The organism is Streptomyces sp. XD-27 (assembly GCF_030553055.1).
Classification (GTDB): domain Bacteria; phylum Actinomycetota; class Actinomycetes; order Streptomycetales; family Streptomycetaceae; genus Streptomyces.
The window spans coordinates 6592398-6617386 of the sequence record NZ_CP130713.1; the positions used below are offsets into that span (position 1 = coordinate 6592398).

A 24989-nucleotide genomic window follows, 5' to 3' on the forward strand; every position below is an offset into this window, starting at 1 on the left:
CATGGATCGCATACGCACCGACCGCACCGGAATCTACAACGGCATGCCGGCGAGGGACCTCGGAACCGAGGGCTGGCACAAGCCGTGGAGCGGCGGGAACGGGGGAAGCTGCGTGGAGGCCATGAAGCTCGGGGACGGCCGGGTGGCGCTGCGCCAGTCGACCGACCCCGACGGGCCCGCCCTGATCTACACCGTGCACGAGATCGAGAGCTTCATCCAGGGGGCCAAGGCAGGCGAGGCCGACTTCCTGATCGCGTGAGCCCTCTCGCCCGCTCGTCCACCCCTTAACCTTCCCGCCATGACGACCTTGATGACGTACGCGGGGCCGGTCGACGCCGCTGCGCTGGTGACGCGCACCGGCGGGGTACCCCTCACGCCGGCCGGATTCAGCTGGCCCCGGTGCGCCACGTGCGCCGGGGCCATGCAGTTCCTGGCGCAACTGCTCCTGGACGACCTCGTCCTGGCGGTCTTCATGTGCCAGAACGACCCCGGGATGTGCGACGACTGGGACCCGGCGTCGGGCGGCAACCGGGCCCTGCTGTTCCCGCGCGGCGGGCTGGCGGCCGCCCCGGTGCCGGACCGGGGCGCCACCCTGCTGTCCGAGGTGTGCGGGATCGCGTACGCGACCGTCGACGAGGCCGACTACGACAAGGCGCGCGACCAGTGGTGCGCGACGCACGACCGCGACGTGCTGGAGGTTCTCGGCCGGTTCGGGGGCGCGCCGTCGTGGCTGCAGGGCGACGAGACGCCGCCGTGCCCGTCGTGCGCGCGGCCCATGGCCTTCGCCGCGCAGCTCGAAGAGGGCCATGACCACCGCACGGCGATGAACTTCGGCGGAGGCGGCTGCGGCTACGCGTTCACCTGCGCGCCCTGCCTGGCGGCCGCCTTCCTCTGGCAGTGCTAGCCGCGAGCCGCCGGGAGAGGATCTCGTACGGAGGTCGCGCGGTGCCCGGCCGGGGCGGGCACCCCGCCCGCCGGACGCGCCGCGACCGCCCGCCACCAGCGCTCCAGCGGCAGCCCGTCCGCGGGCTCGAACGGCTGGCCCGGGCGGGGCATCGCCACCGTTGCCCCGGCCCTCTCGGCGGCGGCCACGCTGCCCTCGGCCGGCTCCTCCCAGGGATGCGGGGCGAGGTTGAAGGTGCACCAGTGGATGGGCAGCATGATCCCCGTCGGAGTGCCGCCCTGCAGGTCGGTGTGGGCGCGCATGCCCTCCTCGGGCGTCATGTGGATGTCCGGCCAGAAGTCGGAGTACGCGCCGATCTGGATCATCGTCACGTCGAACGGCCCGTACGTCGCGCCGATGTCCGCGAAACCGGGGAAGTAGCCGGTGTCCCCGCTGTGGTAGATCCGGTGGTCCGCGCTGGCGACCACCCAGGACGCCCACAGCGTGTGCTGGGTGTTGCGCAGCGCCCGCCCGCAGAAGTGGCGGGCCGGCGTGGCCGTGAGCGTGAGCCCCCCGATCTCGGTCGATTCGTGCCAGTCCAGCTCGGTCATCCGGTCCGCCGGGACGCCCCAGTGCTCCAGGTGGGCACCGACGCCGAGCGGGACGACGAAGTGCGCACCGGTGCGCAGCAGCGCCCGGATCGTCGGCATGTCGAGGTGGTCGTAGTGGTCGTGGGAGATCAGCACCGCGTCCAGCGGGCCCAGCTCGCGCAGCGGCACCGGCACCGGGTGCAGCCGCTTGGGCCCGGCGAAGGCGAAGGGCGAGCAGCGCTCTCCCCACACCGGGTCGAACAGCAGCCGCCGCCCGCCGATCTCCGCCAGCACACTCGAATGCCCCATCCACGTCAGCCGCAGCCCGGAGGCGGGCGGCACGGCCAGGTCCGCGATGGTCGTCGGATGCACCGGCACGGGTCCGCCGGGCGCCCGCCGGACCCGGTCCTCCTTGCGGAAGTACGTGGACAGGAACTTCACCATGGACCCGGAGGGGACGGTGCGGGCCGCCACCGGGTTCGTGAACACACCGTCCGCGAAGTTCGGCGACCGCCGGATGCGCTCCATCCGCTCACCGGTCGGCTCCGCCCCGAAGGCCGCGGGGCGCAGCGCGGCGAGCAGGGGACGACGCGGCCTCCGGTTGGCGGACAGCTCCGGCGCGTGGGAACCGGTCACGGCACCTCCAGGGTGAACGAACGGGTCATCCCATTATCAGCCGGATCACGGGTCGCGCTGCGGGGCCTAGCCCGCACCGGCCACCCCGGCCTCAGCGCGCCCCCTTCCGCGCCGCTTCCACCAGGGCCTCCATGACCCGCGGGTCATCACCCGCCTCCGGGTGCCACTGCACGCCCAGCACGAACCCCGGCGCCTCCGGCAGTTCCAGCGCCTCCACCGTCCCGTCGTCGGCGAAGGCGCTGGTGACGAGCCCGTCGCCGAGCCGGTCCACGGCCTGGTGGTGATAGGTCGGGACCGACACCGGCTCCGGCAGCACCCGCCCCAGCAGCGTGCCCGGCACCGGCCGCACGTCGTGCTGCGCGAAGACGCCCGGCGGGCCGCCGTGCGCCTCCACGTGCTGGACGAGCGTGCCGCCCCGGGCGACGTTCAGCAGCTGCATGCCCCGGCAGATCCCCAGCAGCGGCACCCCGGCCGCCAGCGCCGCGTCGATCAGGGCGAGCTCCCACACGTCACGCTCCCGCGCGGGCGGGCCGGTACGGGGGTGCGGCTCGGCTCCGTACCGTACGGGCTCCACATCCGGGCCGCCCGCGATCACCAGCCCGTCCAGCCGGGCGACGACCGCGGACGCCGCGCCGGGGTCGTCCGGCGGCAGCTGCGCCGCCAGGCCGCCCGCGCGCTGCACCAGCCGGTGGTATCCGGCGGGCAGCAGCGCCGCGGGCAGGTCCCAGACGCCCCACCGGGCCGAGGACTCCAGATAGGTGCTGATGCCGATGAGGGGTGTGGACAACGGATGCTCCGGTCTCGCGTCTCGGGTCTCGTGGATCGTGGCGGGCTCAGTCGCGGGAGGGTCTCAGTCGCGGGAGAGTTCCGCCTCGGCCGCCGCCAGGGCCGCGAACTCCTCCTCGGGGGCGGCGGCGACCAGGCGGTGCCGGCTGTAGAAGGCAAAGTAGGCGAGCGCCACGGCGTACACGCCGAGCGCGATGAACGCCGCGTCCTTGTCGACCAGGAAGGTGGCCACCAGCGCGGAGCAGGCCAGGACGAACGCCACCGACGACGTCAGGACGCCGCCCGGCGTGCGGTACGGCCGGTCCAGCTCCGGCTCGCGGCGGCGCAGCACGATGTGGGACAGGGCCATCAGCGCGTACGAGATGGTCGCGCCGAACACCGCGACGTTCAGCATCCGGGCGCCGTCCTCCGACCAGGCGGCCAGCCCGAAGCCGAGCGCGCCCGGCACCAGCAGACCCAGGTACGGCGCCTTGCGGCGGCTGGTCAGGGACAGGAAGCGGGGCAGGTAGCCGGCGCGCGAGAGGGCGAACAGCTGGCGCGACCCGGCATAGATGAGGGAGAAGAACGAGGCGACCAGGCCGGCGAGCCCCGCGTAGTTGACGATGCGGGACCAGACGGTCGCCTTGCCGTCCGGCTGGAGCGCCTCGACCAGCGGATCGCCCGCCGACGCGACCGCGGCCGAGCCGCGGGCGCCGCACGCCGCGACGAAGGTGACCAGCGCGAGCAGCAGCAGGATGCCCATCGCGGCGGCCATGGCCTTGGGGAGCGTACGGGCCGGGTCCCGGGTCTCCTCGGCGGCCAGCGGCACGCCCTCGACGCCCAGGAAGAACCACATGCCGAAGGGGAAGGCGGCCCAGATGCCCAGGACGCCGAACGGCAGCCACGAGTTGGCGCCGAAGGCGCCGTGGTCGACGGGGATGTCGTCGAGCGAGCCCGCGCTGAACTCGGTGAGCGCGGCGCCGGCGAAGATCACGAGCGCGACGACGGCGATGGCGGTCACCACCAGGCTGAAGCGCAGCGCCTCGCCGACCCCCCACAGATGGATGCCGATGAAGATCGCGAAGCAGGCGAGATAGACCGGCCAGCCCGACTCCAGCCCGAAGAGATTGAGGGACTCGACGTACTCGCCGATGAACAGCGCGATGGCGGCGGGCGCGAGGATGTACTCGATGAGGATGGCCGTGCCGGTGAGGAAGCCGCCCCAGGTGCCCAGGGCGCGGCGGGCGAAGCCGTAGCCGCCGCCGGCCGTCGGCAGGATCGCCGACAGCTCGGCCAGCGCGAAGACCAGACAGGTGTACATCAGGCCCATCAGGACGGCGGCGATGGCCAGCCCGCCGAAGCCGCCCTCCGACAGGCCGGCATCCCAGCCGGAGAAGTCGCCGGAGACGACATAGGCGACGCCGAGTCCGGTCAGCAGCAGCGGACCGGCGCTGCCGCGGCGCAGGGTGCGCCGCTCCAGATAGTCGTCGCCGGGGGCGGGGGAGGGGTCTGTTCGGGGGAGGGTTCCGTCTGCCATGGGGGCTCCTGGCTGAACGCGGGGACGAAGGGGGGGCGGCAAGGAGGTGAGGCAATGGTGTGGGGCCATACCTTTGCCTTCCCTGGCGGCGCCGCGCAAGACCCTTGCGTAAAACCGCGGTAACGCGGACCTCACAAGCCGCCGCGGCAACGGGCCTCGCGACCGGCCGCGGAGCGTCGGCTCCGCGGGTCGTCGCCGCGGCGCCGCGTCGCAGGCGCGTCGCACGGTGACTCGCGGGCCGCCGCGGGGCGCCGGCGACCGCGCTGCCGCTGGACGCCCGCGCCCCGGCGGCCGCGCCGCCTCAGCTCAGGAACCCGCGCAGCAGCGCCGCCGTGCCCGCGCAGTGCTCCCGCATCACCTCGCGCGCCCCGTCCGCGTCCCCGTCCAGCACCGCCTCGACCAGCGCGGTGTGCTGCGCCTGCGAGTGCTCCAGGTTCCGTACCAGCAGCGGGATGCAGTTCAGCAGGTCGTTCACGGTCGCCCGGACGGCCGCGTACTGGGCCGCCAGCGACGGCGACCCGGACAGCTCGGCCAGGGTCAGGTGCAGCAGGGTGTCCAGCCGCCGGTACTCGGCCGGCGGCGCGGCGCCCGTCGCCTCCAGCGCGGCGCGCAGCCGCTCCGCCTGCTCGCCGGTCAGCCCGTGCGCGGCGCACAGCCCGGCCGCCCCCACCTCCAGCACCTCGCGGAAGCGCAGCGTGTCCTCGACGTCCACGCCCGCCACCCGGCGGCGCAGCTCGTCCTCGCCGTCGGCCGGCTCCGGCCGGGCGCACACGAACGTGCCCCCGTACCGGCCGCGCCGGCTGACCACCAGCCCCTGCTCCTGCAGCACTTTCAGCACCTCGCGCAGGGTGACCCGGCTGATCTGCAACCGCTCGGCCAGCTCCCGCTCGGCGGGCAGCCGGCCGCCGTCCGGCACCAGCCCGAGCCGGACGATCTGGAGTATCTGCTCCAGCGCCTCCTCGAAGCCGTTGCCGGCCCGGACCGGACGCAGCACCGGCGCCAGTCGGTCCTCCGTCCGCTCCTCCTCGGCCCCGCCGTCCCGGGCATGGATCCGGTCTGCGATCCCGTCCTCGATCCGGTCCGCTTCCATGAACCCCTCCGCCACTACTTCCCAATCAATGGTCTGTGCCCCTACCTTATGACCTCCGGTCCACCGACAGGAGGCATCACCGTGGCAGACCGCACGCCCCCGCTCTCCGTCGACGAACTGAGAAAGCTCGTCGACACCGGGGAGATCGACACCGTCGTCCTTGCCTTCACCGACATGCAGGGAAGACTGCAGGGCAAGCGGTTCGCCGCCCGCTTCTTCCTCGACGACGCCCTGGAGCACGGCACCGAAGGCTGCAACTACCTCCTCGCCGTGGACGCCGACATGAACACCGTCGACGGCTACGCCATGTCCTCCTGGGAACGCGGCTACGGCGACTTCGCCATGCACGGCGACACCGGCACCCTGCGCCGCACCCCGTGGCACCCCGGCACCGCCCTGATCACCGCCGACCTCGCCTGGCACGACGGCTCGCCCGTCCTCGCCTCCCCGCGGCAGATCCTGCGCCGCCAGCTCGACCGGCTCGCCGAGCGCGGCTGGACCGCCTACGCGGGCACCGAGCTGGAGTTCATGGTCTTCAAGGACACCTACGAGAGGGCCTGGGCGCGCGGCTACCGCGAGATGACCCCGGCCAACCAGTACAACGTCGACTACTCCGTCCTCGGCACCGGCCGCGTCGAGCCGCTGCTGCGCCGCATCCGCAACGAGATGGGCGCCGCCGGCATGACCGTGGAGTCCGCCAAGGGCGAGTGCAACCTCGGCCAGCACGAGATCGCCTTCCGCTACGACGACGCCCTCACCACCTGCGACCAGCACGCCATCTACAAGACCGGCGCCAAGGAGATCGCCGCCCAGGAGGGCATGGCGCTCACCTTCATGGCCAAGTACGACCAGCGCGAGGGCAACTCCTGCCACATCCACCTGTCGCTGCGCGACGAGGCCGGGCACCCGGTCCTCGCCGACCACGACGGCGAGTACGGCATGTCGAGGCTCATGCGGCACTTCCTCGCCGGGCAGCTCGCCGCCATGCGGGACTTCACCCTCCTCTACGCGCCCAACATCAACTCCTACAAGCGGTTCCGCCCCGGCTCCTTCGCGCCCACCGCGGTCGCCTGGGGCCCGGACAACCGCACCTGCGCGCTGCGCGTCATCGGCCACGGCCACGGCCACCGACTGGAGAACCGGCTGCCCGGCGGCGACGTCAATCCCTACCTCGCCGTGGCGGGGATGATCGCCGCCGGTCTGTACGGGATCGAGCAGGAGCTCGAACTCCCCGACGCCTGCACCGGCAACGCGTACAACGGCGACGCCCGGCACGTGCCCACCACCCTGCGCGAGGCCGCCGACCTGTGGGCCGCCAGCCCCATAGCGCGCGCCGCCTTCGGCGACGACGTCGTCGAGCACTACCTGAACATGGCGCGCGTCGAACAGGAGGCGTTCGACACCGCCGTGACGGACTGGGAGCGCTTCCGCTCCTTCGAGCGCATGTAGAGCTGGTTGTGCCCACCGGCGTGCACCTTGGAGAGACACCTTGCACGAACTGAACGTCATCAACCCGGCCACGGAAGAGCTGATCGCCACGGTCCCGGCAACCACACCGGCCGAGGTGAACGCTGCAGTAGCCCGCGCAGCGACCGCGAAAACCGCCTGGGCGGCCCTGCCGCCCAGCGACCGCGCCCGCCACCTCCGCCGCTTCGCCGCCACCGTGGACGCCCACCTGGACGAACTCGCCGAACTGGAGGTCCGCGAGGCGGGCCACCCGATCGGCAACGCCCGCTGGGAGGCGGGCAACGTCCGCGACCTGCTCGACTACGCCGCCGGGGGAGTGGAGCGGCTGGCCGGCGCCCAGATCCCCGTCCCCGGCGGCCTCAACGTCACCTTCCACGAACCGCTCGGCGTCGTCGCCGTCATCGCCCCGTGGAACTTCCCCATGCCCATCGCCGCCTGGGGCACCGCACCCGCCCTCGCCGCGGGCAACGCCGTCGTCCTCAAGCCCGCCGAGACCACCCCGCTCACCGCGCTGCGGCTGGCCGCACTCGCGCTGGAGGCCGGGCTGCCCGAGGGGCTCTTCCAGGTCCTGCCCGGCGAGGGCCCGGTCGCGGGCAACGCGCTCGTGGAACACCCCGGCGTCGCCAAGGTCGTCTTCACCGGCTCCACCACCGTCGGCAAACAGATCATGGCCAAGTGCGCGGACGGCGTGAAGCGCGTGACCCTCGAACTCGGCGGCAAGAGCCCCAACATCGTCTTCGCCGACGCCGACATCGAACAGGCCGCCACCGCCGCCCCCGGCTCCTTCCTCGACAACACCGGCCAGGACTGCTGCGCCCGCAGCCGCATCCTCGTCCAGCGGTCCGTGTACGACCGCTTCATGGAGCTGCTGGAACCCGCGGTGCTGTCCTTCACCGTCGGCGACCCCGCCGACCCGGGCACGCGGATGGGCCCGCTGATCTCCGCCGCCCAGCGCGAGCGCGTACGGTCCTACGTCCCCGAGTCCGCCCCCGCCGCCATCCGCGGCGAGGCCCCCGCGGGCAAGGGCTTCTGGTACCCGGCCACCGTCCTGGAGGGCCGGCCGTCGGACCGTACCGCCGTCGAGGAGGTCTTCGGGCCGGTCGCCGTCGTCATCCCCTTCGAGGACGAGGCCGACGCGATCCGGATCGCCAACGCCACCGACTACGGCCTGTCGGGGTCCATCTGGACCCGCGACGTCGGCCGCGCCCTGCGCGTCTCGCGCGCCGTCGCCGCCGGCAACCTGTCCGTCAACTCCCACAGCAGCGTCCGCTACTGGACCCCCTTCGGCGGCTTCAAGCAGTCCGGCCTCGGCCGGGAACTGGGGCCGGACGCCCTCACCGCTTTCACCGAGACCAAGAACGTCTTCCTCAGCACGGAGGCCTGACCACCATGACCACGACCGACACCGCCACCGACGACGCCGCGACCGACAACACCGCCGTCTGCCGCCGTCTGGTGGGCCGTACCGCCGTCATCACCGGAGCGGGCAGCGGCATCGGCCTGGCCACCGCCCGCCGGATCGCCTCCGAGGGCGCCAACGTCGTCTGCGCCGACATCGACCCCGTCGCGGGCAAGGCCGCCGCCGATGAGGTGGGCGGACTGTTCGTCCAAGTGGACGTCACCGACGCCGAGCAGGTGGAGGCGCTGTTCCAGACCGCCTACGACACCTACGGCTCGGTCGACATCGCCTTCAACAACGCGGGCATCTCGCCGCCCGACGACGACTCCATCCTCACCACCGGGCTGGACGCCTGGAAGCGCGTCCAGGAGGTCAACCTCACCTCCGTCTACCTGTGCTGCAAAGCCGCCATCCCCTACATGCAGCGGCAGGGCAAGGGCTCCATCATCAACACCGCCTCCTTCGTGGCCGTGATGGGCGCCGCCACCTCCCAGATCAGCTACACCGCCTCCAAGGGCGGCGTCCTGGCCATGTCCCGCGAACTGGGCGTGCAGTTCGCCCGCGAGGGCATCCGGGTCAACGCCCTGTGCCCCGGCCCGGTCAACACCCCGCTCCTCAAGGAACTGTTCGCCAAGGACCCGGAGCGCGCCGCGCGCCGCCTGGTGCACGTGCCCGTCGGCCGCTTCGCCGAGCCCGAGGAGATCGCCTCCGCCGTCGCCTTCCTCGCCAGCGACGACTCCTCGTTCGTCAACGCCGCCGAGTTCCTGGTCGACGGCGGGATCGCGGGCGCGTACGTCACGCCTCTGTAACCATCTCCCGGAACGGGGCGGGTGCGGGGCGCAGGGAGTAGTAAAGGCCGAGGTCACGGGCCTAGGGTGTCGGCGTGAGCATGACGACACCACCCGGTTGGTACCCCGACCCGGCCCACAGCGGCCCTGGCCCCGCCCCGGAACGCTGGTGGGACGGAGCCGCCTGGACCGAGCAGCGCCGCACCGCCCAGCCCGCTCCCCAGTCCGCTCCCCAGGGGCAGCCCGCCCCCGGGGACCCCTCCCTGCACGCCGCGCCGACGATGGTCGGCATGCCGGGCCCGGCAGCCCCGGCCGCCCCGGCGCCCGGGACGCCGCAGCCGGGGTTCTCCGGCCCCCCGGGCTACCCGGGCTCTCCCGGAGCCCCCGGCTACCCGGGATATCCGGCTACGCCCGACGGCGCCGCGCCGCGCGGCCGCGGCTCGAAGGCCGCCGCGGCGGCGGTCGCGGCGGTCGTCCTCGTCGCCGCGATCGTCGGCGGTGTGCTTCTGCTCCAGGACGATGGCGACGGCAAGCGGAAGAAGCGGGCCAAGCCGGGGCAGAGCACCTCCGCGCCCAGGACAGGCGGCCAGAACGGCGGGCAGGGCGGCGACGGACCGGCCGAGCAGCCGGGCTCCACCGCCGCGGACGCCATCAACGGCATCTCGCTGCCCGTGTTCGCCGGCTGGGAGAAGCAGAACCACCCCGCCGGCGTGTTCCTCGGCAAACAGTCCTACCCCTGCCCGAACAACCCCAACGGCACGTGCCTGCGCGGCGGCGTGGTCACAGAGAATGCCGCCGGCGGCGGATACCGGGCGACGACGGCGGAGGGCATCGCCAAGGAGGACATTGCCGGGAACGCCAAGGAGAGCTACAGCGTCAAGTCCTACGGCGGCATCACCTCGCACACGGAGCTGAAGTCGGAGCCGGTGACCGTGGCGGGCGAGCAGGGCTACCGCGTTCTCTGGCGGGTCAAGAACAAGATGGGCGGCGACGGATACGTCCAGTCAGTCGTCTTCCCCCGGCCCGGCGGAGGGTCCGGCGGGTCGCAGTCGATGATCGTCGTCCAGTTCGGCTTCGACGTGAACGACCAGGCCCCGACGCTCGACGACATGGACAAGATCGTCAAGGGGATCAAGCCGCTGGGCTCCCCGGGCAACAACGAGTCGGTGTAACGGGGGGGCGGGGCGAGGACCGGGCCGGGGTGAGGACCGGGGTCGGGGGCGGACCCCGGTCAGGGGCGGATGCGAACCCCGGTCAGCGGGCGGATGCGGGTCAGAGAAACGTGCGGCCCTCGCCCCGGTACGTCGGCACCGTCCGCACCACCCGGTCGCCGTCGACCAGACACAACCGGTCGAAACGCTCGCACAGCTCACCGGCCTTGGCGTGCCGGAACCACACCTTGTCCCCGATCAGCAGGTCGTCGGCCGGCGAGCCCAGCAGCGGTGTCTGCACCTCGCCGGCCCCCTCCCTCGGGTCGTATCGCAGCCCCTCGGGCAGACACGGCACCGGCAGCCGGTCCCGGCCCGCCGCCCCCGACGCCGGATAGCCGCCGCCCAGCACCGTCACCACGCCGACGCCCGGCCTGCGCACGACGGGCAGCGCGAACAGCGCCGCCGGGCGCCCGTGGAACGCGGTGTAGTCGTCGAACAGCCGCGGCTGGTACAGCCCCGAACCCGCCGCGATCTCGGTGACCGCCTCCTCCGCGGCGGTGTGCTGCACACTGCCCGTGCCGCCGCCGTTCACGAACTCCAGATCCGCCACCGCCCGGACCGCCCGCACCGCCGCCGCCCGCCGTGCCGCCAGCTCCCGGCGCGCCGCGGCCTGCATCAGCCGTATCGCCCGCGACCGCACGGGATGCCCCGCCACCGCGTCACCCACACCGGCCACATGGCCCTCGTACGCCATCAGCCCCACCAGCCGGAAGCCCGGCCGCCGGGCGATCTGCCGGGCCAGCTCGGCGAGCCGCTCCGGCTCGCGCAGGGGGGACCGCAGCGCGCCGATCCGCACCCGCCCGCCCAGCAACCGCAGCGAGGTGTCCAGCTCCAGGCAGACCCGCACCTCCTCGGTGCCGCCGCGCACCGCGTCGATCAGATCGAGCTGTGCCGGGTCGTCCACCATCACCGTCACGGCGGACGCCAGCTTCGGGTCCCCGGTCAGCTCGGCGAACCGGTCCCGGTCGGCGGACGGATACGCCAGCAGCACGTCCTCGAAGCCCTCACGCGCCAGCCACAGCGACTCGGCGAGCGTGTAGCTCATCACGCCCGTGAACCCGTCGAGCGCCAGCACGCGCTCCAGCAGCGCCCGGCACCGGACCGACTTGCTCGCCACTCTGACGGGCTTGCCCTGGGCGCGCCGTACGAGGTCGCGCGCGTTGGCGTCGAACGCCCGCAGATCGACGATCGCGACAGGGGCGTCGAGGTGCGCGGTGGCCCGGTCGTAGCGGGCCCGGTCAGAGGCTGCGACGGACATGAACGGCAGCTTGCCAGAATGCGGTTACCAGACGGTAGAGGGCCGGCCGGTGCGCACGGTCGGCGCCGCCCCGTAAAGTGTCGCGCACGCCATGACCGGCAGGTCAGGGGCGTGATGTCCGCATACGGGCCGGGCTGCCCCGAAAGCGATGGGGCGGCCGCGGCGCGAGGTGAACCAGGTCCCGAGGGGTGACGAGGGGGTGCAGGTGAGCACCGACGCGGAGTACGCACACCCACCCCACCCGGCGCCACCACCCCGTCCCGCGTCCCCTCCGCCGCCCGCGCCCGCGTCCCCTCCGCCGCCCGCGCCCGCGGCGTCTGCGCCGCCCCGTCGCGGCGTGCCGGTGGCCGACGATCCCACGCCAGTCCTGCCGCGTCGCGTCGTGCGGCCCACCTCCCGGTCGGGCCCGGCCGCGCAGGTCGCCACGCCGCGCGTACGGCCCGTACCACCGAGCCGAACGCCTACGCCTACGCCTACGTCTACGCCGACGCCGACGGACCGCCCTTCGGCGGCTCCTCCAGCATCCGGTGACACCGCTTTCGCCGCGGCCGCCGAGGCGCCTCAGGACGGGGGTCCGGCACCCGCGTCCGGCGCGGAGCCGTGGTACCGCACGGGCGGGACGGACGCCGCGGGCGGCCCGGCCGGACCTCCGCCGTATCCGCCCGGCACGGCGGACCACGACGGCGCGTCACACCGCCCCCGTACGCGCACCCGCGCCGTGACCGCCGCAACGTGCCTCGTGCTCGGACTCGGCCTGCTCGTCGGAGCCGCCGCCGGCAGCTGGCTCACCGACGGCTCCGACGACCGGCCGACGGTGGAGGCCCGCTTCGCCCAGGCGCGCGCCGTCTGGCACAGCGTTCCGGTCGACGGGCTCTTCCCGCCCACCCTGAAGGGCAAGGAGGCCGGCCCCGGTGGCGCCGACCGCACCTGGACCCGGATCGCGGTCGCCCCGGACAGCAGTTGCGGCGGCGCGTTCGACCCGCTGCTGGACAAGGCGCTGTCCCCCGTGGGCTGCCAACGGTTGCTGCGCGCCACGTACACCGACTCCACCAGCACCAGCGTGACGACGGTCGGAGTCCTGGTGACCAGGGCGGACCCGGACGGCATGCGAGCGCTGCACAAACGCTTCACCGGCGAGGCGCTCGACCGGCGCGCCGACCTGATGCCCCGGCCGTACGCGGCGAAGGGCACCGCGGCGGCCGAGTTCGGCGACAAGCAGCGTGCCACCTGGCGGATCGGGGTCCTGACCGACGCCCCGGCCATCGTCTACACGGTCACGGGCTTCGCCGACGGACGTACGGTCACCGATCCGCGGTCGGCGAAGGAGGCGACGGCGAAGGGCGCGTCCAGCACACCGGCACTGTCCGGCCTCGGCCATGACGCGGTGGGTGTGGCGAAGGGCGTCGAACGCGCGTTCCGCGCGGCGGTGTCGGAGACGGAGGGCTCCCTGTGACGGTCCGACGGCAGGACGAGGAGCAGGGCGAGGAGCAGGGCGCCGGGCGCACGGAAGCCACCCCGCACGGCGCGCCGCGGCGGCCCGGCGGCGCCCCTGCGGCGCCCGGCTCTCCCGCCGGGACCGTTGCCCCAGGCGCCGCAGCGGCATTCGGTCCGCCCGGCTCCGGGGTTCCGGGTAGCGCCCTGCCCGCCGCAGCGGAGCCCGGTCCGCCCGGTGCACGCCGTGGCCGCCCGTACCGCCTCCGCCTGGTGCGTGGCGCCCCCGCGCGTTCGCTGCCGCGTTCGCCGCCGCTGCAGTCGCGCTGCTGCCCTCGGCGCCCGTACAAGCCGACGGCATACGCGAGCAGGAATGGGCGCTGGACGCCATCCACGCCCGCGACGCCTGGCGGACGACCAAGGGCGACGGCGTGACCGTCGCCGTTCTCGACACCGGCGTCGACGGCGAGCACCCCGACCTCAAGGGCCAGGTGCTCCCCGGCAAGGACCTCATCGGCTTCGGAGCCGAGCGCGGCGACCGGGCCTGGGCCCGCCACGGCACCGCCATGGCCGGCATCATCGCCGGTCGCGGGCACGGCGCGGCGGGCGGCGACGGCGTCGTCGGCGTCGCGCCCGAGGCGAGGATCCTCCCGGTCCGGGTGATCCTGGAGGACTCCGACCCCGCCCGGAAGAAGGCCCGCGGCGCCCGCGGCAGCGCACTCGCCGACGGGATCCGATGGGCCGCCGACCACGGCGCCGACGTCATCAACCTGTCGCTCGGCGACGACAGCGCGTCCGCTCATCCGGAGCGCGCGGAGGACGCCGCCGTGCAGTACGCGCTGGCCAAGGGCGTGGTGGTCGTGGCCTCGGCGGGCAACGGCGGGGAGAAGGGCGACCGCGTCTCGTACCCGGCCGCGTACCCCGGCGTCATCGCCGTCACCGCCGTCGACCGGTACGGCACGCGAGCGGCGTTCTCCACGCGCCGCTGGTACGCCACGGTCTGCGCGCCCGGCGTCGACGTCGTCATCGCCGACCCCGACCGCCGCTACTACCAGGGGTGGGGGACCAGCGCGGCCGCCGCGTTCGTCTCCGGTGCCGCCGCGCTCGTCCGCTCCGCGCACCCCGACCTGAGCCCGGCCCAGGTCAAGCGGCTGCTGGCGGAGACCGCGCGGTCGGGGCCCGAAACCGGCGGCCACAGCGACGAACTGGGCGCGGGCCTGGTCGACCCGGCCGCCGCGATCGAGGCGGGCGACGCGCTGCGGCCCCGGCCGCAACGGCCCGCGCCCGCCGCGTACCCGCGCCGCTACTTCGGCGAGGGCCCGGCCCGCACCCGAAGCGCGGCCGGGGGAGGCGACTCGCACCGGCTGGCTCTGACCGCGGGCCTCGCGGGCGCCGCGCTCCTGGCCACCGCCGTCGTCGTGTGGCGGGGTACGGGCCCCCTGCGCGGGTTCGGCGCCGGCGCGGTCCGGGCGAGAACCCGGACCCGCTGAGCGCCGAGGGCACACCACCTCGCCACCAGCCCGCCGCCCGGCCCCGCGCGGCCTCCGGCTACCCTCGTCGCGTGGCGCTCAAGAACATCCCCGACCCTGGCTTCTCCGGCGACGACGGCTCCGCCGACCCCCGCCTGACCGCGGCGCTCGCCGCGTGGGCCGCCGATCCGTCGGCCGAGCCCGAGGTGATCGGGGCGCTGGCCGGGGCCCGGCTGCTCGTGCCGCTGGTGGCCGTACTCGGCGAGGTCGAGGAAGGGCCCGACGGCCTGCGTCGCGAGAAGACCAGCGACATGGCCGTGGCGACGCTCCAGGCGCCCGGTGGCCGCCGGGCGCTGCCCGCGTTCACCTCCACCGAGGCACTGGCCCGCTGGCGCCCCGACGCCCGCCCGGTGGCGGTGCCGCTGCGCCAGGCGCTCGAGGCCCTCGCCCACGAGAAGGCGGACACCCTGGTCATCGACCTCGCGGGACCGGTGACCTACCAACTGACCGGCCCCGCCCTGCTCGCCCTCGCGGAGGGCCGGACCAGCGCCGACCCGCTCACCGACCCGGCCGTCGCCGACGCGATCCGCAGCGTGCTGGCCGCCGAGCCCGGCGTGCTGCGCGCGCACCTGGTGGCCGCCGCGGACGCCGACGCGACCCTGGCCCTCGCCCTCGCACCGGACGCCGACGCGCGCGAGGCCGCGCAGCGCGTGGCCGGGGCGCTGGCCGCGCACGAGTCGCTGCGCGCCCGGCTGGTGCGCGGGCTGACCCTGGCCCTGCTGCCGCCGGAGGCCTCCGTACCCGGAAAGCCGCTGTTCAGCCGCTGACCGGTGCCGCCCGCGGGCCGCTGCCAAGATGCCGCCCGGACGCTGATCTTCGAGAGGCGAAACCTCCCCGCTTGCCCCAGAATGCAAGCAAAGATCGCGATCCGGCTTCGGAGAGCGTGCCGAGGAGGGCGTCATGGAGACCAGGACGGACGTCATCGAGACCAGAACGGTCGTAGCGGAGTTCGTCGGAACCCTGCTGCTGGTGTTCTTCGCCGTCGGGTCGGCGGTCGTCGGCGCGCGGTACATCGGCACCACCGGCATCGCGCTCGCCTTCGGCTTCACGCTGCTCGCGCTGACCTACGCGCTGGGCCGGGTGTCCGGCAGCCATCTCAACCCGGCGGTCACCCTCGGCGTACTGCTGGCGCGCCGCATCGAGCTGCGTACCGCCATCGAGTACTGGCTCGCGCAGCTCCTCGGCGCCATCGCGGGCGCGGCCCTGCTCCTGCTCCTGGCGAAACAGGTGCCGGACCTGGAGATCAGCGGTGCGTTCGGCAGCAACGGCTACGGGGACCGCTCCGCCGTGGGCATGGAGGCGGGCGGCGCGTTCCTGGCCGAGGTGATGCTCACGCTGCTGCTCGTCTACGTCTATCTGTCGGTGACCCGCACCGTGTCGGTGGGCGGCCTGGAGCCGCTGCCGATCGGCCTGACCCTGGCCGTGGTGACCCTGGTCGGCGTCCCGCTGACCGGGGCGTCGGTGAACCCGGCCCGCAGCCTGGGCCCGGGGATGTTCGCCGGCGGTGACGCGATGGAGCAGTACTGGCTCTTCCTGATCGCGCCGCTGGTCGGCGGCGCGCTCGCGGCTGTGGTCCATCGGTTCACCCATGCCGACCTGGCGGCGGAGCGGATCGCCCCGGGGACCACAGGCCCGGCCGCGCCCACGGGACCGGACACGGCCGCGGGCCCGGACACCAGCCCAGGGCGGGACAAGGGCGCCGAGTGACGCGGAGGCGCCCCGCCCGCCCGCGGCGCGTCAGCCGCCGAAGATCGGGCCCGTGTACTTCTCGCCCGGCCCCTGCCCCGGCTCGTCCGGCACCACCGACGCCTCGCGGAACGCCAGCTGCAGGGACTTCAGGCCGTCCCGCAGCGGCGCCGCGTGGAAGGAGCTGATCTCGGTGGCGCTCGCCGTCACCAGACCCGCCAGCGCGTTGATCAGCTTCCGGGCCTCGTCCAGGTCCTTGTGCTCCGCGCCCTCCTCGGCCAGCCCCAGGTTCACCGCGGCGGCGCTCATGAGGTGCACCGCGACCGTGGTGATCACCTCGACCGCGGGCACGTCCGCGATGTCGCGGGTGATGTCGTCAAAGCCGGGGGTGTCGTCCGGGGCGGGGGTGGCGTCGCTCATGGCTCACTTTCCGAGGGGAGAGGGATGTCGGCCGGGTGTCGGCCGGGTGTCGGCTTCGGGTGGGGCCGGCTTCCGCCGGGTACCGGCCTCCCAGCCTAGATCCCCAGGTCCGGCGGCCGAGAGGCGCCTCCGTTCGGCGTCGTGTAGAGTTAAGCCACGACCGGCTGGACAGCTATGCCCAGCCCGCAAGTGGAGGCTCCAGTCTCCCACCCAGCCGACCTCAGGTCGGCGGGTCACAGGTCAGGCTGCGCCCCGCGATGATCGCGGCGGTGCTCCGGTCCGTTGGAGCCCCGCCTGCATTCCGTCCGGGGCGTTTCGCATGCCACGGCGCGGTGGTCGTACAGAAGAGACGTTACGTGGCCGTCCCTCAGACGGTCGCGTGGTGCAACCGAGGAGGATCCATCAGCGCCGAGCCCCGCATCAACGACCGGATTCGCGTCCCCGAGGTGCGACTCGTCGGTCCCAGCGGCGAGCAGGTCGGCATTGTGCCGCTTGCCAAGGCCCTGGAGCTTGCGCAGGAGTACGACCTCGACCTGGTCGAGGTGGCGGCGAACGCCCGTCCGCCGGTCTGCAAGCTCATGGACTACGGAAAGTTCAAGTACGAGTCGGCCATGAAGGCCCGTGAGGCGCGCAAGAACCAGGCGCACACGGTCATCAAGGAGATGAAGCTCCGGCCGAAGATCGACCCGCACGACTATGACACCAAGAAGGGTCACGTCGTCCGGTTCCTCAAGCAGGGCGACAAGGTCAAGATCACGATCATGTTCCGCGGACGTGAGCAGTCCCGGCCGGAGCTCGGCTACCGGCTGCTGCAGCGGCTCGCGGAGGACGTCCAGGACCTCGGCTTCGTGGAGTCGAACCCGAAGCAGGACGGCCGGAACATGATCATGGTTCTCGGTCCGCACAAGAAGAAGACCGAGGCGATGGCCGAAGCTCGCGAGGCGCAGGCCGCCCGCAAGGCGGAGCGCCAGGGCGTCGCCCACATGGACCAGTCTCCGGGCCACGCCACGGAGCAGTCCGCCGAGGCGTGACTTCGGGGCCCGTGCCCCGACAGCCCGGGGCCACGGCCCCGGGAGACCAACGAAACAGCTGACGCTTTCGCATGCCGGTTTCACCGGCCTGGTTGCACCGGAAGCGCCACCGACGATGGAGAGTACGGCGCATGCCGAAGAACAAGACGCACAGCGGTGCCAGCAAGCGCTTCAAGATCACCGGCTCCGGTAAGGTGCTGCGGCAGCGCGCCGGCAAGCGCCACCTGCTTGAGCACAAGCCGTCGACCCTGACGCGTCGCCTCACCGGCACCGCCGAGATGGCCCCGGCCGACGCCAAGAAGATCAAGAAGCTTCTCGGCAAGTGACGCCCCCGCCCCGCTCCGGCGGGGTGCGCCCCCTCCTCGCCCGTCCTCGGGCAGGAGGAGCCCACCGATCGGGACCCATTCGTTTCCGGGCCGTGTGAACCTGCGGCCCCGTACAAGGAGTTAATCAAGTGGCACGCGTCAAGCGCGCAGTCAACGCCCACAAGAAGCGCCGGGCGATCCTGGAGCAGGCCAGCGGCTACCGGGGCCAGCGCTCCCGCCTGTACCGCAAGGCCAAGGAGCAGGTCACCCACTCTCTGGTCTACAACTACAACGACCGCAAGAAGCGCAAGGGCGACTTCCGTCAGCTGTGGATCCAGCGCATCAACGCCGCTGCCCGCGCCAACGGCATGACCTACAACCGCTTCATCCAGGGTCTGAAGGCCGCCAACGTCGAGGTGGACCGCAAGATCCTGGCCGACCTCGCGGTCAACGACGCCAACGCGTTCGCCGCGCTGGTCGAGGTGGCCCAGAAGGCGCTGCCGAGCGACGTCAACGCCCCGAAGGCCGCGGAAGCGGCCTGACGACCGCGTCAGCCGGACGTTCCGCCGGACCCGCAGGCGAGTGGATCGCCTGCGGGTCCGCGCGCGTCCCGGCCGGGGACGACCCGGTTGGCCCCCGCGCCTTGCGGCCCTGCTCCGGTAAGGGCCCCGCGAGGGCCGGGCGCGGCCGGTTCCGGCGCCGCCAGGGCTCGGCCGCACGCCGCGCTGTCCGCTGCCGCGGACAAGACGCCGCCGACCCGCCGCGGCGGGCCCCAGCCGCATCAGCACCGAGGACGCGCACCTCCCCGCGTGCCCGCGCGGGCCGAACGCCCGCCAACCTCTACCCCGAAGCGAGTGCACCCACATGGCCCCCGAGCTGACCTCCCTGCGATCGCCGCGCGTCGTCGCGGCCCGCCGCCTGGCGAAGCGCAGCTTCCGCGGCAAGGAGCGCCGGTTCCTGGCCGAGGGACCCCAGGCCGTACGCGAGGCGGTCGCGCACCTGATCGAGGTGTACGTGACGCCGGAGGCGGCCGAGCGCCACGCCAGCATCGTCGCCGCCGCGCGCGCCGCCGGGGTGCCGGTGCTCACCGCGACCGACGAGGTCGTCGCGGCGATGTCCGACACCGTCACCCCGCAGGGCATCCTCGGCCTCTGCCGGTTCCTGGACTCGCCCTTCGAGGAGATCGTCGCGGCCCGGCCCCGGCTGGTCGCCGTCCTGGCGCACGTCCGCGACCCCGGCAACGCCGGCACGGTCCTGCGCTGCGCGGACGCGGCGGGCGCCGACGCCGTCGTGTTCACCGACGCCTCCGTGGACCTGTACAACCCCAAGTCGGTGCGGGCCTCCGTCGGCTCCCTGTTCCACCTCCCCGTCGCCGTCGGCGTACCGGTCGAGGAAGCCGTACGGGGGCTGCGCGCGGCCGGCGCCCGACTGCTGGCCGCGGACGGCGCGGGCGACCGGGACCTGGACGCCGAACTCGACGCGGGCCGGATGGGCGGCCCCACCGCATGGATCTTCGGCAACGAGGCATGGGGCCTGCCGGAGGAGACCCGCGCACTCGCCGACGAGGTCGTGCGCGTTCCGATCCACGGCAAGGCCGAGAGCCTCAACCTGGCGACCGCCGCCGCCGTGTGCCTGTACGCCTCCGCTCGTGCGCAGCGCGCTGCCGGAGGGTGCCGCAGCGTGACCTCCACCTAGTAGGGTTGCGACCCTGACGGCCGAGAGGGGGTGCGGGGATGGACGTGAGGACCTCCGAAGCGAGGGCGGCCGACGCAAGGGCCGCCGACGCGAGGACGACCGGTGCGCGCGTGCCCGGCGCCCGTCCGCCCGGCGCGTACGGGCCCGCGGACCCCGCGCAGCCGCCCCCGCCCACGCCGCCGTACGGAGGCCGGGAACCGGCCCCGACCGGCCCCGATCCGACCTCCGGCCCTGATCCGGCCTCCGGCCTCGATCCGCGGCCGCCCGGCTCCGACGCGCTGCCCGGGCTCGGCCTGCACCCCGACGACCTGCCCGACGGCCTCGTCGTCGCCGACGAGACCGGCCGTGTCACCTGCTTCAACGCCGCCGCCGCCCGGATCACCGATGTACGGCCCGCCGACGCCATCGGGCTGCCCGTGGAGAAGGCGCTCCCGCTGGAGGACCTGGAGGGGCGCCGCTGGTGGGCGCTGACCGACCCGTACGGCGGGCTGGCCATCCGGGCCGGCCAGCCCGAGCGGAACCTGCTGCTGCACGGCCGTGAGGTGCTGGTCTCGGCCCGGTACGTGCGCGAGCGCCCGGCCGGGCCCCTGTCCCGCCTCGTCGTCTCCCTGCGCGGCACCGAGGCCCGCCGCCGCACCGAGCTCAGCCACGCCGAGCTGATCGCCACCGTCGCGCACGAGCTGCGGTCCCCGCTCACCTCGGTGAAGGGCTTCACCGCGACCCTGCTGGCCAAGTGGGAGCGGTTCACCGACGACCAGAAGCGGCTGATGCTGGAGACCGTCGACGCCGACGCGGACCGCGTCACCCGGCTCATCGCCGAGCTGCTCGACATCTCCCGGATCGACTCCGGACGGCTGGAGGTGCGCCGCCAGCCCGTCGACGTGACCGCGGCCGTCCGCCGCCATGTCCAGGCGCACACCACCGCCGGCCAGGCCTCCGACCGCTTCCACATCCGGGTGCGGCAGCCGCTGCCCAGCCTGTGGGCCGACCCCGACAAGATCGACCAGGTGCTCGGCAACCTGCTGGAAAATGCCGTGCGGCACGGCGAGGGAACCGTCACCATCGAGGTGGCGCCCTCGTCATCCCCGCACGAGCGAGGGTGCGCCGGTACGGCCGTCACTGTGAGCGACGAGGGCCCGGGCATTCCGGAGGAGTCGATGGGCCGTGTCTTCACCCGCTTCTGGCGGGGCAGCAAGCGCGGCGGCACGGGCCTGGGCCTGTACATCGTCAAGGGCATCGTCGAGGCGCACGGCGGGACCATCACCGTCGGCCGGGCCCCCGGCGGCGGCGCCAGGTTCCGATTTACGTTGCCCGTGGGCGCCCCGGCCTTCATGGCTTGAGCCGCCCACGGGCTTCCCGTACCCGCCCACGGGCTCTCGCGCCCCTCACGCCCCGTAGACTCGACCTTTGGCACCTTTGTGTCCTTGTCGTCCGTCCGCGGGGACCCCCAGCCAGCCAACCGGAAGCACGGAAGAGATGTCGGCACCCAATAAGTCGTACGACCCGGTCGAGGTCGAGGCACTGAAACCGGAAGAGATCGCCCGCGTGCGTGACGAGGCGCTCGCCGCCGTCGCCGCCGCCGGGGACCTCGACGCCCTGCGCGAGGTCAAGGCCGCCCACGCCGGTGACCGCTCGCCGCTCGCGCTGGCCAACCGAGAGATCGGCGCGCTCCCGCCGCACGCCAAGGCGGACGCGGGCAAGCGCGTGGGTCAGGCACGCGGCCAGGTCAACCAGGCCATCAAGGCCCGCCAGGAGGAGCTGGAGGCCGAGCGCGACACCCGCGTGCTGGTCGAGGAGGCGGTGGACGTCACGCTGCCGTACGACCGCACCCCGGCCGGCGCCCGGCACCCGATCACCACGCTCGCCGAGCGGATCGAGGACGTCTTCGTGGCCATGGGCTACGAGGTCGCCGAGGGCCCCGAGGTCGAGGCGGAGTGGTTCAACTTCGACGCCCTGAACTTCCCGCCGGACCACCCGGCCCGCGAGATGCAGGACACCTTCTTCGTCCAGGGCAACGACAAGACTGCTGCTGACAGCGGCTCCGCCGCGGGTGACTCCGGCGTCGTGCTGCGCACCCACACCTCGCCCGTCCAGATCCGGTCGATGATCGACCGCGAGCCGCCCATCTACGTGATCTGCCCGGGCCGGACGTTCCGCACCGACGAGCTGGACGCCACCCACACCCCGGTCTTCACCCAGGTCGAGCTGCTCGCCATCGACGAGGGCCTGACCATGGCCGACCTCAAGGGCACCCTGGACCACATGGTCCGGGCGCTGTTCGGCGAGGGCATGCGCACCCGGCTGCGGCCCAACTTCTTCCCGTTCACCGAGCCGTCCGCCGAGATGGACATGGTGTGCTTCGCCTGCCGCGGCGAGTCCGTGGGCAACCCGGACCGCCCCTGCCGCACGTGCGGCAGCGAGGGCTGGATCGAGCTGGGCGGCTGCGGCATGGTCAACCCGCGGGTGCTCACCGCCTGCGGCGTCGACCCGGAGAAGTACAGCGGGTTCGCCTTCGGCTTCGGCGTCGAGCGGATGCTGATGTTCCGGCACAACGTTGAAGACATGCGAGACATGGTCGAGGGCGACGTGCGCTTCACTCGGCCCTTCGGGATGGAGATCTGATGCGGGTCCCGCTTTCCTGGCTGCGGGAGTACGTCGACCTGCCCGCCGGTACCACCGGCCGCGAGGTGCAGGCCGCGCTCATCGCCGCCGGCCTTGAGGTCGAGACCGTCGAGCAGCTCGGCGCCGGCCTCACCGGCCCCCTGGTCGTCGGCCAGGTCCTCACCATCGAGGAGCTGGAGGGCTTCAAGAAGCCGATCCGCTTCTGCACCGTCGACGTCGGCACCGCCAACGGCACCGGCGAGCCGCAGGAGATCGTCTGCGGCGCCCGGAACTTCTCCGTCGGCGACAAGGTCGTCGTGGTCCTGCCGGGCGCCGTCCTGCCCGGCGACTTCAAGATCGCCGCACGCAAGACGTACGGCAGGGTCTCGCACGGCATGATCTGCTCCGGCGACGAGCTGGGCATGGGCGACGACGGCGGCCACGGCATCATCGTGCTGCCGCCGGAGTACGAGCCCGGCACCGACGCCATTGAGCTGCTGGAGCTGCGCGACGAGGTCCTCGACATCGCCGTCACCCCTGACCGCGGCTACTGCCTGTCGCTGCGCGGCATCGCCCGCGAGACGGCCACCGCCTACGGGCTGCCGCTGCGCGACCCGGCCCTGCTGGACGTCCCCCCGCCCAACTCCTACGGCTACCAGGTCCAGGTCTCCGACCCGGTCGGCTGCGACCGCTTCACCGCCCGCACCGTCACCGGCCTCGACCCGCACGCCACGTCCCCGATCTGGCTCCAGCGCCGCCTGCAGAAGGCGGGCATGCGCCCGATCTCGCTGACCGTCGACGTCACCAACTACGTGATGCTCGAACTGGGCCAGCCGCTGCACGCCTACGACCGGACCCGGGTCGACGGACCCATCGGGGTGCGCCGCGCCGAGCCCGGCGAGAAGCTCACCACCCTCGACGGCACCCAGCGCGTGCTGGACGCCGAGGACCTGGTCATCACCGACAACCGCGGGCCGATCGGGCTCGCGGGCGTCATGGGCGGCGCCGACACCGAGATCGCCGACACCGCGGAGGAGCCGACGGGCACCACCGAGGTCGTCATCGAGGCCGCCCACTTCGACCCGGTCGCCATCGCCCGCACCGCCCGCCGCCACAAGCTGTCCTCGGAGGCGTCCAAGCGGTTCGAGCGCGGCGCCGACCCGAACACCACCTCGGCGGCCGCCCAGCGCACCGTCGACCTGCTGGTGCTGCTCGCGGGCGGCACCGCCGAGGCCGGGGTCACCGAGATCGTGGCCCCCCGCGGGCCGCGCACCATCACCATCCGCGCCGACCACCCGGACAAGGTCGCCGGTGTCGCCTACGGCCGCGAGACCGTGGTGCGCCGCCTCCAGCAGGTCGGCTGCGACGTCTACGGGGCCGACGACCTGACCGTCACCGTCCCCAGCTGGCGCCCGGACCTCACCGACCCCAACGACCTCGCCGAAGAGGTCATCCGCCTGGAGGGCTACGAGAACCTCCCCTCGACCCTCCCGCAGCCGCCGTCCGGCCGCGGCCTGACCGAGCGTCAGCGCCTGCACCGGCGGGTCGGCCGCGCGCTGGCCGGCGCCGGCTATGTCGAGACGCTGAACTACCCGTTCCTCTCCGAAGAGGTCTTCGACCGGCTCGGCATGGCCCCCGACGACACCCGCCGGAAGGCCGTCCGCCTGGTCAACCCGCTCAGCGACAGCGAGCCCGCGCTGCGCACCACGCTGCTGCCGGGCCTCTTCGCCGCGCTGCGCCGCAACGACGGCCGGGGCGAGCACGACCTGGCGCTCTTCGAGACCGGGCTGGTCTTCCGGCCCTCCGGTGACGAGCCCGCCGCCGTGCGCCTCCCGGTCGACCGCCGCCCCACCGACGAGGAGATCGCCGCGCTGGACGCCGCGCTGCCGCAGCAGCCGCGCCGGGCCGCCGTCGTCCTTGCCGGGGCCCGCGAGCAGCACGGCTGGTGGGGCCAGGGTCGCCCGGCGACCTGGGCCGACGCCGTCGAGGCGGGCCGCACGGTGGCGCGCGAGGCGGGTGTGGAGCTGATCGTCCGCCAGGACCAGCAGGCCCCGTTCCACCCGGGCCGCTGCGCCGCGCTGCTGGCCGTCGTGGACGGCCAGGAGATCCTCGTCGGCAACGCCGGCGAGATCCACCCGCGCGTGGTCAAGGCGCTCGGCCTCCCCGAGCGCACCTGCGCCATGGAGATCGAGCTGGACCGCCTGGAGCGGGCCGGGGCGGGCACCGTCACGGCACCGCGCGTGTCGACCTTCCCGGTCGCCACGCAGGACGTCGCGCTCGTCGTGGACGCCTCGGTCGCCGCGGGCGACGTCGAGGCCGCCCTGCGCGAGGGCGCCGGCGAACTCCTGGAGTCGCTGCGGCTCTTCGACGTCTTCACCGGCGAACAGCTCGGCGAGGGCAAGAAGTCCCTGGCCTACGCGCTGCGGTTCCGCGCCGCCGACCGCACCCTGACGGCGGACGAGGCGTCGGCCGCCCGGGACGCGGCCGTGGCGGCCGCGGTCGAGCGCACCGGCGCCGTACTCCGCGGCGCCTGACGCACCCGCGGGGCGGGGGAGCACCGCCCGCCCGCCCCGCGTCCCGTCCGTCCACCGGGGCGCACCTCGCGACAGCCGAGGTGCGCCCCGTGCGCGTTCGACGTCACTTCCTCGGTGATTGCTCATCAGTACC

General features: G+C 73.7%; 23 protein-coding genes. 17 read left to right on the forward strand and 6 right to left on the reverse strand.

The features are described from left to right. The first annotated feature begins 1 nt into the window (after position 1). Both Q3Y56_RS28725 and Q3Y56_RS28730 read left to right on the forward strand, forming a co-directional pair. Complete coding sequence (locus tag Q3Y56_RS28725) at positions 2-259, forward strand: DUF397 domain-containing protein (protein ID WP_304464694.1); 258 nt, start codon at positions 2-4, stop codon at positions 257-259. A 39-nt stretch (positions 260-298) separates the two neighbouring features. Continuing rightward, the gene (locus Q3Y56_RS28730; protein ID WP_304464695.1) at positions 299-904 is read left to right on the forward strand and encodes a hypothetical protein; all 606 of its coding nucleotides are present in this window, start codon (positions 299-301) and stop codon (positions 902-904) included. On the opposite strand, the gene Q3Y56_RS28735 is transcribed toward Q3Y56_RS28730, so the two are convergent. From Q3Y56_RS28735 to Q3Y56_RS28750, 4 genes are all read right to left on the reverse strand, one after another. Beyond that, the gene (locus tag Q3Y56_RS28735; protein WP_304464696.1) at positions 901-2109 is read right to left on the reverse strand and encodes an MBL fold metallo-hydrolase; all 1209 of its coding nucleotides are present in this window, start codon (positions 2107-2109) and stop codon (positions 901-903) included. The two genes, Q3Y56_RS28730 and Q3Y56_RS28735, sit on opposite strands and share 4 nt — an antisense overlap. A 91-nt stretch (positions 2110-2200) precedes the next feature. After that, positions 2201-2896 (reverse strand): gamma-glutamyl-gamma-aminobutyrate hydrolase family protein, encoded by a 696-nt coding sequence (locus tag Q3Y56_RS28740; RefSeq protein WP_304464697.1) that lies wholly within the window; start codon positions 2894-2896, stop codon positions 2201-2203. Positions 2897-2959: 63 nt separating this feature from the next. Then, positions 2960-4411, reverse strand: a complete 1452-nt coding sequence (gene eat, locus Q3Y56_RS28745) for an ethanolamine permease (RefSeq protein ID WP_304464698.1) — start codon at positions 4409-4411, stop codon at positions 2960-2962. Positions 4412-4712: 301 nt separating this feature from the next. After that, positions 4713-5501, reverse strand: a complete 789-nt coding sequence (locus tag Q3Y56_RS28750; protein WP_304464699.1) for a FadR/GntR family transcriptional regulator — start codon at positions 5499-5501, stop codon at positions 4713-4715. A gap of 81 nt (positions 5502-5582) precedes the next feature. Here Q3Y56_RS28750 and Q3Y56_RS28755 point away from each other — a divergent pair, with 81 nt between their 5' ends. The 4 genes from Q3Y56_RS28755 to Q3Y56_RS28770 all read left to right on the forward strand — a co-directional run bounded on the left by Q3Y56_RS28755 (position 5583) and on the right by Q3Y56_RS28770 (position 10327). Beyond that, complete coding sequence (locus Q3Y56_RS28755) at positions 5583-6950, forward strand: glutamine synthetase family protein (RefSeq protein ID WP_304464700.1); 1368 nt, start codon at positions 5583-5585, stop codon at positions 6948-6950. A gap of 40 nt (positions 6951-6990) precedes the next feature. Beyond that, entirely contained in the window at positions 6991-8352 is a 1362-nt protein-coding gene (locus tag Q3Y56_RS28760; protein WP_304464701.1) for an aldehyde dehydrogenase, read from the forward strand. A 5-nt stretch (positions 8353-8357) separates the two neighbouring features. Continuing rightward, positions 8358-9176, forward strand: a complete 819-nt coding sequence (locus Q3Y56_RS28765) for a 3-oxoacyl-ACP reductase (RefSeq protein ID WP_304464702.1) — start codon at positions 8358-8360, stop codon at positions 9174-9176. 80 nt (positions 9177-9256) lie between these two features. Continuing rightward, on the forward strand, positions 9257-10327 hold the full coding sequence (locus Q3Y56_RS28770; RefSeq protein WP_304465843.1) for a DUF2510 domain-containing protein: 1071 nt from the start codon (positions 9257-9259) through the stop codon (positions 10325-10327). A gap of 100 nt (positions 10328-10427) precedes the next feature. On the opposite strand, the gene Q3Y56_RS28775 is transcribed toward Q3Y56_RS28770, so the two are convergent. Then, entirely contained in the window at positions 10428-11624 is a 1197-nt protein-coding gene (locus Q3Y56_RS28775; protein ID WP_304464703.1) for an alanine racemase, read from the reverse strand. Positions 11625-12342: 718 nt separating this feature from the next. On the opposite strand from Q3Y56_RS28775, the gene Q3Y56_RS28780 reads away from it, so the two are divergent. The 4 genes from Q3Y56_RS28780 (at position 12343) to Q3Y56_RS28795 (ending at position 16291) form a co-directional block, all read left to right on the forward strand. After that, a complete protein-coding gene (locus tag Q3Y56_RS28780) occupies positions 12343-13077 on the forward strand; it encodes a hypothetical protein (RefSeq protein ID WP_304464704.1) in 735 nt (244 codons plus the stop codon). 304 nt (positions 13078-13381) lie between these two features. Then, entirely contained in the window at positions 13382-14545 is a 1164-nt protein-coding gene (gene mycP / locus Q3Y56_RS28785) for a type VII secretion-associated serine protease mycosin (RefSeq protein WP_304465844.1), read from the forward strand. A 71-nt stretch (positions 14546-14616) separates the two neighbouring features. After that, the gene (locus Q3Y56_RS28790; protein ID WP_304464705.1) at positions 14617-15351 is read left to right on the forward strand and encodes an SseB family protein; all 735 of its coding nucleotides are present in this window, start codon (positions 14617-14619) and stop codon (positions 15349-15351) included. Positions 15352-15484: 133 nt separating this feature from the next. After that, on the forward strand, positions 15485-16291 hold the full coding sequence (locus Q3Y56_RS28795) for an MIP family channel protein (RefSeq protein ID WP_304464706.1): 807 nt from the start codon (positions 15485-15487) through the stop codon (positions 16289-16291). A gap of 30 nt (positions 16292-16321) precedes the next feature. Here the strand turns inward: Q3Y56_RS28795 and Q3Y56_RS28800 are convergent, their stop codons facing one another. After that, positions 16322-16690 (reverse strand): DUF1844 domain-containing protein, encoded by a 369-nt coding sequence (locus Q3Y56_RS28800; protein WP_304464707.1) that lies wholly within the window; start codon positions 16688-16690, stop codon positions 16322-16324. A gap of 356 nt (positions 16691-17046) precedes the next feature. On the opposite strand from Q3Y56_RS28800, the gene infC reads away from it, so the two are divergent. The 7 genes from infC to pheT all read left to right on the forward strand — a co-directional run bounded on the left by infC (position 17047) and on the right by pheT (position 24856). Continuing rightward, positions 17047-17721, forward strand: coding sequence for a translation initiation factor IF-3 (gene infC / locus Q3Y56_RS28805; RefSeq protein WP_304464708.1), 675 nt, complete (start codon positions 17047-17049; stop codon positions 17719-17721). Positions 17722-17852: 131 nt separating this feature from the next. Further along, positions 17853-18047, forward strand: coding sequence for a 50S ribosomal protein L35 (gene rpmI, locus Q3Y56_RS28810; RefSeq protein WP_304464709.1), 195 nt, complete (start codon positions 17853-17855; stop codon positions 18045-18047). Between the two features lie 128 nt (positions 18048-18175). Next, complete coding sequence (rplT, locus tag Q3Y56_RS28815; protein WP_304464710.1) at positions 18176-18568, forward strand: 50S ribosomal protein L20; 393 nt, start codon at positions 18176-18178, stop codon at positions 18566-18568. Positions 18569-18890: 322 nt separating this feature from the next. Next, positions 18891-19721, forward strand: coding sequence for an RNA methyltransferase (locus tag Q3Y56_RS28820; RefSeq protein ID WP_304464711.1), 831 nt, complete (start codon positions 18891-18893; stop codon positions 19719-19721). 38 nt (positions 19722-19759) lie between these two features. Next, on the forward strand, positions 19760-21061 hold the full coding sequence (locus Q3Y56_RS28825; RefSeq protein WP_304464712.1) for an ATP-binding protein: 1302 nt from the start codon (positions 19760-19762) through the stop codon (positions 21059-21061). A 136-nt stretch (positions 21062-21197) separates the two neighbouring features. Then, complete coding sequence (gene pheS / locus Q3Y56_RS28830; protein WP_304464713.1) at positions 21198-22343, forward strand: phenylalanine--tRNA ligase subunit alpha; 1146 nt, start codon at positions 21198-21200, stop codon at positions 22341-22343. Continuing rightward, a complete protein-coding gene (pheT, locus tag Q3Y56_RS28835) occupies positions 22343-24856 on the forward strand; it encodes a phenylalanine--tRNA ligase subunit beta (RefSeq protein WP_304464714.1) in 2514 nt (837 codons plus the stop codon). The genes pheS and pheT overlap by 1 nt, the downstream gene beginning before the upstream one ends. The last annotated feature ends 133 nt before the right edge of the window (positions 24857-24989 follow it).

Coding starts and splice junctions, on each gene's coding strand:
- Q3Y56_RS28725 (WP_304464694.1), top strand. CDS start 2: ATGGATCGCATACGCACCGACCGCACCGGAATCTACAACGGCATGCCG.
- Q3Y56_RS28730 (WP_304464695.1), top strand. CDS start 299: ATGACGACCTTGATGACGTACGCGGGGCCGGTCGACGCCGCTGCGCTG.
- eat (WP_304464698.1), bottom strand. CDS start 4,411: ATGGCAGACGGAACCCTCCCCCGAACAGACCCCTCCCCCGCCCCCGGC.
- Q3Y56_RS28750 (WP_304464699.1), bottom strand. CDS start 5,501: ATGGAAGCGGACCGGATCGAGGACGGGATCGCAGACCGGATCCATGCC.
- Q3Y56_RS28765 (WP_304464702.1), top strand. CDS start 8,358: ATGACCACGACCGACACCGCCACCGACGACGCCGCGACCGACAACACC.
- Q3Y56_RS28770 (WP_304465843.1), top strand. CDS start 9,257: ATGACGACACCACCCGGTTGGTACCCCGACCCGGCCCACAGCGGCCCT.
- Q3Y56_RS28775 (WP_304464703.1), bottom strand. CDS start 11,624: ATGTCCGTCGCAGCCTCTGACCGGGCCCGCTACGACCGGGCCACCGCG.
- Q3Y56_RS28795 (WP_304464706.1), top strand. CDS start 15,485: ATGGAGACCAGGACGGACGTCATCGAGACCAGAACGGTCGTAGCGGAG.
- Q3Y56_RS28800 (WP_304464707.1), bottom strand. CDS start 16,690: ATGAGCGACGCCACCCCCGCCCCGGACGACACCCCCGGCTTTGACGAC.
- rpmI (WP_304464709.1), top strand. CDS start 17,853: ATGCCGAAGAACAAGACGCACAGCGGTGCCAGCAAGCGCTTCAAGATC.
- Q3Y56_RS28820 (WP_304464711.1), top strand. CDS start 18,891: ATGGCCCCCGAGCTGACCTCCCTGCGATCGCCGCGCGTCGTCGCGGCC.
- Q3Y56_RS28825 (WP_304464712.1), top strand. CDS start 19,760: ATGGACGTGAGGACCTCCGAAGCGAGGGCGGCCGACGCAAGGGCCGCC.
- pheS (WP_304464713.1), top strand. CDS start 21,198: ATGTCGGCACCCAATAAGTCGTACGACCCGGTCGAGGTCGAGGCACTG.
- pheT (WP_304464714.1), top strand. CDS start 22,343: ATGCGGGTCCCGCTTTCCTGGCTGCGGGAGTACGTCGACCTGCCCGCC.